General features: G+C 69.0%; 5 protein-coding genes and 1 pseudogene. 3 read left to right on the top strand and 3 right to left on the bottom strand.

What is annotated here, in order from left to right:
- Window positions 1–168 (bottom strand): annotated as a pseudogene (locus GWK61_RS51140) (NADP-dependent oxidoreductase); the annotation flags it as partial.
- Between the two features lie 113 nt (window positions 169–281).
- Here GWK61_RS51140 and GWK61_RS51135 point away from each other — a divergent pair.
- The gene (locus tag GWK61_RS51135) at window positions 282–1163 is read left to right on the top strand and encodes a LysR family transcriptional regulator (protein WP_194921314.1); all 882 of its coding nucleotides are present in this window, start codon (window positions 282–284) and stop codon (window positions 1161–1163) included.
- A gap of 8 nt (window positions 1164–1171) precedes the next feature.
- Here the strand turns inward: GWK61_RS51135 and GWK61_RS51130 are convergent, their stop codons facing one another.
- Entirely contained in the window at window positions 1172–1837 is a 666-nt protein-coding gene (locus tag GWK61_RS51130) for a hypothetical protein (RefSeq protein WP_194921312.1), read from the bottom strand.
- A gap of 332 nt (window positions 1838–2169) precedes the next feature.
- Here GWK61_RS51130 and GWK61_RS51125 point away from each other — a divergent pair, with 332 nt between their 5' ends.
- Window positions 2170–5808, top strand: a complete 3639-nt coding sequence (locus GWK61_RS51125; RefSeq protein ID WP_194921310.1) for a choice-of-anchor D domain-containing protein — start codon at window positions 2170–2172, stop codon at window positions 5806–5808.
- Between the two features lie 303 nt (window positions 5809–6111).
- Window positions 6112–6951, top strand: coding sequence for a polysaccharide lyase family 7 protein (locus tag GWK61_RS51120; protein ID WP_194921309.1), 840 nt, complete (start codon window positions 6112–6114; stop codon window positions 6949–6951).
- 115 nt (window positions 6952–7066) lie between these two features.
- Here GWK61_RS51120 and GWK61_RS51115 read toward each other — a convergent pair.
- The coding region (locus tag GWK61_RS51115) for a hypothetical protein (RefSeq protein WP_323748152.1) at window positions 7067–7373 on the bottom strand (307 nt) is incomplete at its 5' end.

Below are 7373 nucleotides of genomic sequence, written 5' to 3'. Positions count from 1 at the left end.
ATGCATCGCCTCGCGCATGTACGGGTCGACGGAAAGCGCCAGGTTCTGCACCAGAATCCCGCCGAGCGGGAGTTCGGGGATCGGGCCGGAGACGAACTCGAAGTCGGCGGCGGTCGGGCGGCCCTGCGGACGGCGGGCTTGACGGATTGCTTGGTAAGTCGCGGTCATGGACATGACCGTACGGAGAATCGCTGCTCACAAGCAGATCCCCGCGCTTGTGGATACCCGTTTTCCATGAGCGAGCTTCATGATCGGAACCGATCCGCCCTACAGTGATCACCATGACCGACCTCGCCCCCTCGGAGCTGCGCCTCCTGGTCGCCGTGGCCCGCACCGGCAGCTTCACCGCCGCCGCCGAAGTCACCGGGACGACCCAGTCCGCGGTGTCGCACGCGGTGCGCGCCGTCGAGCGCAAAGTCGGCGCCGTGCTCTTCGAACGCGGCCGCACCGGGGCCCGGCCCACGCCGGCCGGCGAGCGCGCGGTGGTGCGAGCCCGGCAAGTGCTGCGCCAGCTGGAGCTGCTGGGAGCCGAGGCACGCGGCGCCGAGGAGGGCACCGTCACCGGGACGCTGCGGGTCGCGGCGTTCCGCAGCGCGGCCGCGGTGCTGTTGCCGCCGGCGCTCAAGGGGCTCGCCGCGCGCTACCCGGGCGTCGCGCCGCGCGTGCTGGTCGTGCCCGAACTCGGCGCCGGCACCGTCGGCGAGGTCGAGGAGGGCCGCGCGGACCTGGCGATCGCCACGCTCGACGACGACGCGCCGGCCCCGCCCGGCCTGGTGGTCGGGGAACTGCTGCGCGAGCCGTACGTGCTGGCCTACCCGTCGGTGCACAAGGAACCGCGCGGCCTGCCGGTGATCGACTGGCCGGAGAACTGCTCCTCGTACACCCGCGACTGGTGGCGCCGCCAGGACTTCCTGCCGAAGGCGACGCTGGAGGTCGCCGACGACGGCGTCGTGCTCTCGATGGTCGCGCAGGGCGTCGGCATGGCGATCCTGCCCCGCCTGACGGTCACCGGCCCCGTCCCCGGCGTGACCGTGACCGGCCTCGGCGCGGACGGCCCGACGCGGCGCATCGTCAGCGTCGCCACCCGCGCCGACGCCATGGCCGCCGCCCCGCGCGAGCTGGTGCGGCTGCTGCGCGGGGCGGCCCGGGAGCTGCTGGCGTAGCCGGCGTCCTACTTGCTGCCGTTGATGCAGGTCCAGGTGATGGTTCCGGAGATCTTCTGCGGGTTGGCCGCGTCGTCGCTGTCTGTGAGGTCCTTGAACGTCAGAGTGCCGGATCCGTCGGCGTTGAACTGGACGGAGCCGGAACTCCCCCCGCCGGCGGAACCGGCGGCGATCTGCATGAAGTCCTTGTTGTCGATGGTGATGCGGTTCAAGCCCGCATAGCGTGAGCTGTCCGAGGTGCCCACCCCGCCCGGGTAGTGCCAGTTGGTGTCGAGGACGTGATCGCCGATCGACTGCGGAACCCCCAGCGACGGGTCTATGCCGTCCGTCGGATGGTAGTTCGCCAGGTCGGCGCACTTCTGGCCGGAATCGCCCGGTCCGAATACGGGTGCAGCGTTCCCGGTGCCGTTGACGGTGACCGCGCCGGTGATGGAGACCTTTGCGCAGAACGACAGGGCGAACTCCGTGATGCAGTCGCCGGTGTTCGAGCCCGACGTCGCGTCCGTGGTGCCGGCGGATCCGCCGTGGCCGCCGTCAGCACCGACCGGCTGGTGAGTACCGCCGCCCGCCGGCGGCGCGCCCAGGCCCCCCGGAGTGGTCGTGCTGCTCGAACAGGCCGCCAGCGAGGCCGCCACCGTGATGATGCCCACCGCGGGCAGGATCGTCTTGCGCATCGGATTCCCCCTCCAAGCATTTCCGAATGGCTGGAACGACCGTACGGAGCGCGGGCGCGTCCTCGAATCCGCGAAACCACCTGTGTCGGGCTCAGCGCTCTGCCTCAGCGCTCTGCGATCTGGCCCCGCCTATCAGGACCTTGACCTGCGAATCGCGGCGCTCTGCCCCGGTATCGCAAATTTTCAAGGATCAGCAAACTCCTTGCAGCACTAGCACCGGGTTATTGCGCGAAGGTGTCGGCGGCGTTACGCTCCCGCTGCGACATCTCCCCACCGGGCCGAACCCCACGGTCCGTACCCCGCACGGTGCCCCATCGAAGGAGCCCTTTGTGATGTCCAGATCCGCACGCGCCGGGATTCCCGGCGCGCGTCCCCACTCACCGCGCCGCACCCTGGCCGCCGCCCTCGGGGCGGTCCTGGCCACGGCCGGCACCCTGGTCGCCCTCGCCGCCTCGCCCGCGGCCGCGGCCGGTGCGACCGGTGGTTCCGGGGCTTCCCTGCCCTACGTGGAGGTCGAGGCGGCCAAGGCCACCGCGACCACCGGAACCCTGATAGGCCCGAGCGTCAGCCAGGGCCAGCTGGCCGACGAAGCGTCCTACCGCCAGGCCGTCACCCTGGCCGGCAACGGTTCCGGGCAGAGCATCACGTTCACCACGCCGGTCGCGACCAACTCGATCGACGTCCGGTACAGCATCCCGGACAGCTCCGACGGCTCGGTCTACACCGCGCCGCTGTCCCTGTACGTCAACGGGAACAAGCAGCAGAACCTGACGCTGACCAACGCCTACAGCTGGTACTACGGCGGCTATCCGGGCAGCAACAGCCCGGGCAGCACCCCCCACCACTTCTACGACGAGGTGCACCAGCTCTTCAGCACCACCTACCAGGCCGGCACCACCTTCAAGCTGCAGGTCGACTCCGGTGACAGCGCCTCGTCCTACACGATCAACCTGGCCGACTTCGAGAACGTGGGCCCGGCGCTGACCCAGCCGGCCGGCTCGGTGTCGGTGACCAGCGAGGGTGCCGACGCCACCGGCGTCAACGACTCCACGGCCGCGTTCAACGCCGCCGTCGCCGCCGCCGGAGCCGGCGGCACCGTGTGGATCCCGCCGGGGACGTTCAACATCCCGCGGCACATCACCGTCAACAACGTGACGGTGGCCGGAGCCGGCATGTGGTACTCCACCGTGACCGGCGCGGCGCCCGGCTTCTACGGCCTCGGCGAGCCGGACAGCTGCGGCGTCGGCGGCAACAAGGGCTCCAGCAGCAACGTGCACCTGTCCAACTTCGCGATCTCCGGCAATGTCCAGACCCGCAACGACTGCGACCAGGTCAACGGCATCGGCGGCGCGATGAACAACTCGACCGTCAGCAACATCTGGATCGAGCACATGAAGGTCGGGGCCTGGATGGACGGGCCGATGGACAAGGTGTCGTTCAGCGGGATGCGCATCCGCGACACCTCCGCGGACGGCATCAACTTCCACGGCGGCGTCACCAACTCCACGGTGACGAACAGCGACATCCGCAACACCGGTGACGACGGCATCGCGCAGTGGGCGGACTCCGGTCTCGGCGCCGACGCCAACGACCTGATCTCCAACAACACCGTCTCCGACCAGATCCTGGCCAACGGCATCGCCATCTACGGCGGCCACGACAACACCGTCACCGGGAACCTGGTGGTGGACTCCGGCATCTCGCAGGGCGGCGGCATCCAGGTCGGCCAGCGCTTCACGTCCACCCCGGTCGGCCTGACCACGATCTCCAACAACACCCTGATCCGCGACGGCGACCTGGACCCGAACTGGCAGTTCGGCGTCGGCGCGCTGTGGTTCGACGGCAGCCAGGGCGCGATCACCGGGCCGATCAACGTCAGCAACGCGCTGATCGAGCAGAGCCCGTTCGAGGCGGTCCAGTGGGTCGAGGGCACGGTGAGCGGCGTCTCGCTGAACAACGTGACCATCGCCGGCACCGGCACCTTCGCCATGCAGGAGCAGACCGGCGGCGCCGCGACGTTCCAGAACGTCACCGCCACCGGCGTCGCGCAGGCCAACGCGGGCAACGCGCCCAGCTACAGCTGTGAGGGCAACGCCTTCGCGATCACCGACAACGGAGGCAACTCCGGTGTCAGCCCGACGCAGTGCAACAGCGACAACCCGACGCCGGTCTTCCCGCCGTACCCGGCCAGCAGCGTCACCACCAGCCCCGGTTCGCTGAACTTCGGCTCGGTGGCGACCGGCACGACCAGCGCGGCGCAGACCGTGACGGTGTCGAACCCGACCGGTTCGGCGGCGGCGGTGTCCTCGATCACGGCCGGCGGCGACTTCGCGCAGACCAACAACTGCGGCTCCTCGATCGCGGCCAACGGGTCCTGCACGGTCAACGTCACCTTCTCGCCGAGCGCGTCCGGTGCCCGCAGCGGCACGCTGACGGTCAACGCCGGCGGCGTCACCGACACCGTCTCGTTGTCCGGCAACGGCATCGCGCCGGGTCCGGTGCTCAACGCCAACCCGGCCAGCCTGGCCTTCGCCCGCACCGCGGTCGGCGCCTCGGCCGCCCCGCAGACGGTGACCATCACCAACACCGGCACCAGCTCGGCGAGCGTGTCAGGGGTCTCCGTCACCGGTGACTACAAGCAGACCAACAACTGCTCCTCGATCGCCGTCAACGGCACCTGCTCGGTGACGGTCACCTTCAGCCCGACCGCCGGCGGCTCCCGCACCGGCGCGCTCACCGTCGCCAGCAACGCCACCAACACCCCGACGACCGTGGCGCTCAGCGGCACCGGCGTCGACGGCACGGTGAACCTGGCCGCCGGCCAGCCGGCCTCGGCCAGCTCCAGCAACGGCTCCTTCGTGCCGGCCAACCTGACCGACGCCGACCCCTCGACCTACTGGGAGAGCGCGAACGGCTCCTTCCCGCAGTGGGCCCAGGTCGACCTCGGCCAGAACTGGAACGTCGGCAAGGTGGTCCTGCGGCTCCCGCCGTCCACCGCGTGGGGGGCCCGCACCCAGACCCTGTCGGTCCAGGGCTCCACGGACGGCACCAACTTCTCCACCCTCGTGGGCTCGGCGACCTACTCCTTCGACCCGAACGCCAACAACAACACGGTGACCATCCCGTTCACCGCCGCGTCGGCCCGCTACGTCCGCGTCAACATCACGGCGAACAGCGGCTGGCCGGCCGGCCAGCTCTCGGACTTCCAGGCCTACCTCGGCACCGGCGGCGGGACCACGGGACCGTCTATCGCGACCAACACGACGAACCTGTCGTTCGGGAACCAGACGGTCAACACCTCCTCCGGCGCCCAGGCGGTGACGGTGAGCAACTCCGGCACCGCCGCCGCGGCCATCTCCTCGATCACCACCACCGGTGACTTCGGCCAGACCAGCACCTGCGGCACTTCGCTGGCCGCCGGAGCGTCCTGCACGGTGAACGTCACCTTCACCCCGACCGCCACCGGCAGCCGGACCGGCACGCTCAGCATCGCGAGCAACGCGCCCAACAGCCCGGCGACGGTCGCCCTGACCGGCACCGGCGTCTCCACCGCCAACACCAACCTGGCGCTGAACCAGCCGACCTCGGCCAGCGGCTCCACGCAGAACTACGTCCCGGCCAACACCGTCGACGGCAACACCAGCAGCTACTGGGAGAGCACGGACAACGCGTTCCCGCAGTGGCTCCAGGTCGACCTCGGCGCCTCGAAGAGCATCAGCAAGGTCGTGCTCGACCTCCCGCCGTCCAGTGCTTGGGCGACCCGCACGCAGACGCTGTCGGTCCTCGGCTCCACGGACAACAGCACCTTCTCCACCATCGTCGGCTCGGCGAACTACACGTTCAACCCGTCGACGGGGAACACCGTGACCATCACGTTCTCCTCGACCAGCACCCGGTACGTGCGGCTGAACTTCACCGCGAACACCGGCTGGCCGGCGGGGCAGATCTCGGAGTTCCAGATCTTCCAGTGACGCAGTGATCGGACGCAGTGATCTGACACAGTAAGCGCAGTAAGCCTGCGGCGCCGCCTTCGCTGATGCGGAGGCGGCGCCTTTTTGTCTTGCTCCACACCTTTTATGCCGTTCACATATGTGGACCCTGATTATGGTTATGAACCTTTACTCAGCCTTGACCGACGGCCCATTGCCGGAACGGCTTCCTCCCCGGACGATGAACACGCGCTTCGCAAGGTCCGGACAGTACCACCGGCTTTCGGCCCATGGCTCCCGATCGCCGCCGTCCTCGCCCCGCCCCCCCGATCGAAGGGAACTCTCATGCTGAGAGGCGCATCACCCAAGCTCCTGGCCGCGACCGCCGCCGCGACCGTGATCTGCACCGGCGTCGTGGTCGCCGCCTCGTCGACGGCGGCCCAGGCGGCGCCGTCGCGCACCGCTTCCGCCGGCGTGCACGCGGTCAAGGGCAAGCTCAGCACGACGGTCGCGCCGGGCGGCAACTTCAACCTGTCCGTCTGGGAGCTCCAGGAGCCCGTGGGCAGCCCCGGCTCGCCGCGCACGATCCCGTCCTCGCAGCTCCAGGGCGCGAAGGGTTATCAGGACTCGTACTTCTACACCGACACCCACGACGGTGCGATGACGTTCTGGGCCCCGGAGAAGGGCGTCACCACGCCGAACTCCAACTACGCGCGCTCGGAGCTGCGCGAGATGAACGCCGACGGCAGCAGCGCCGACTGGCACCTGGCCGGCACCCACCAGTTGCAGGCCACCCTGCGCGTGGTGTCGGTGACCAACCACGTCTGCGTCGGCCAGATCCACCTCGGCACCGGCGGCTCGTCGACCAAGCCCCTGGTCGAGCTCTACTACTACAACAACGGCAACATCGTGCTCGGGACCGAGAACTCGCCGTCCGGCGGCCAGACGACGCACCAGATCGCGAACGTCCCGGTCGGCACGCAGTGGAGCTACACGATCTCCGTCACCGGCGGCAACACCGTCAATCTGACGGTCAACGGCAAGACGACGAAGTACACGATCCCGTCGTCCTTCGACCAGTACAACATGTACTTCAAGGCCGGCAGTTACAACCAGTCCTCGTCGAACAGCACGACGAAGGGCGCGCGCGTCGCCTTCTACGCACTGACCGTGCACCACGGCTGACGAACAAAAGCACGCGGTGGTTCCCCGCGCCCGATCCACAATCGGGCGCGGGGAATCCCGCGCGGAATCGCGAGATCACTGAATCACCGAACCACCGAACCACCGAATCGCCGAATCACAACCCGAACGCTTCCTTCGTCTTCGCCCGCTGCGCCCGGGCCACCCCGCGCAGCACCTCGTAGCTGCGTCCGTCCATGGTCGACACGACGATGACATCGTGGCCCTGACGCTCCTCGACCGTGGTGATGGAGGCGCGCGCCAGCGAGATGTTGTCGTTGAAGAGCATGCGGAACGGCGCCTTCAGGTGAATCGTGTGTTCGTCGAAATCGGTCACGGTCCAGTGCTTGTTCTCGGCCTTGGTGGCGGCCTTGTTGTCCGTCATGCCTGTTAGCGTTGCGCCGACGGCGGGGTGATGTCGGGGC

It is taken from the genome of Catenulispora rubra, from assembly GCF_015356825.1.
Classification (GTDB): domain Bacteria; phylum Actinomycetota; class Actinomycetes; order Streptomycetales; family Catenulisporaceae; genus Catenulispora; species Catenulispora rubra.
Note: the sequence above shows the minus strand (reverse complement) of the source record. Positions and strands in the feature narration are given on the sequence as shown.

What these genes read in the sequence shown, in the direction of transcription:
- GWK61_RS51135 (WP_194921314.1), top strand. Translation starts at nt 282, where the DNA reads ATGACCGACCTCGCCCCCTCGGAGCTGCGCCTCCTGGTCGCCGTGGCC.
- GWK61_RS51130 (WP_194921312.1), bottom strand. Translation starts at nt 1,837, where the DNA reads ATGCGCAAGACGATCCTGCCCGCGGTGGGCATCATCACGGTGGCGGCC.
- GWK61_RS51125 (WP_194921310.1), top strand. Translation starts at nt 2,170, where the DNA reads ATGTCCAGATCCGCACGCGCCGGGATTCCCGGCGCGCGTCCCCACTCA.
- GWK61_RS51120 (WP_194921309.1), top strand. Translation starts at nt 6,112, where the DNA reads ATGCTGAGAGGCGCATCACCCAAGCTCCTGGCCGCGACCGCCGCCGCG.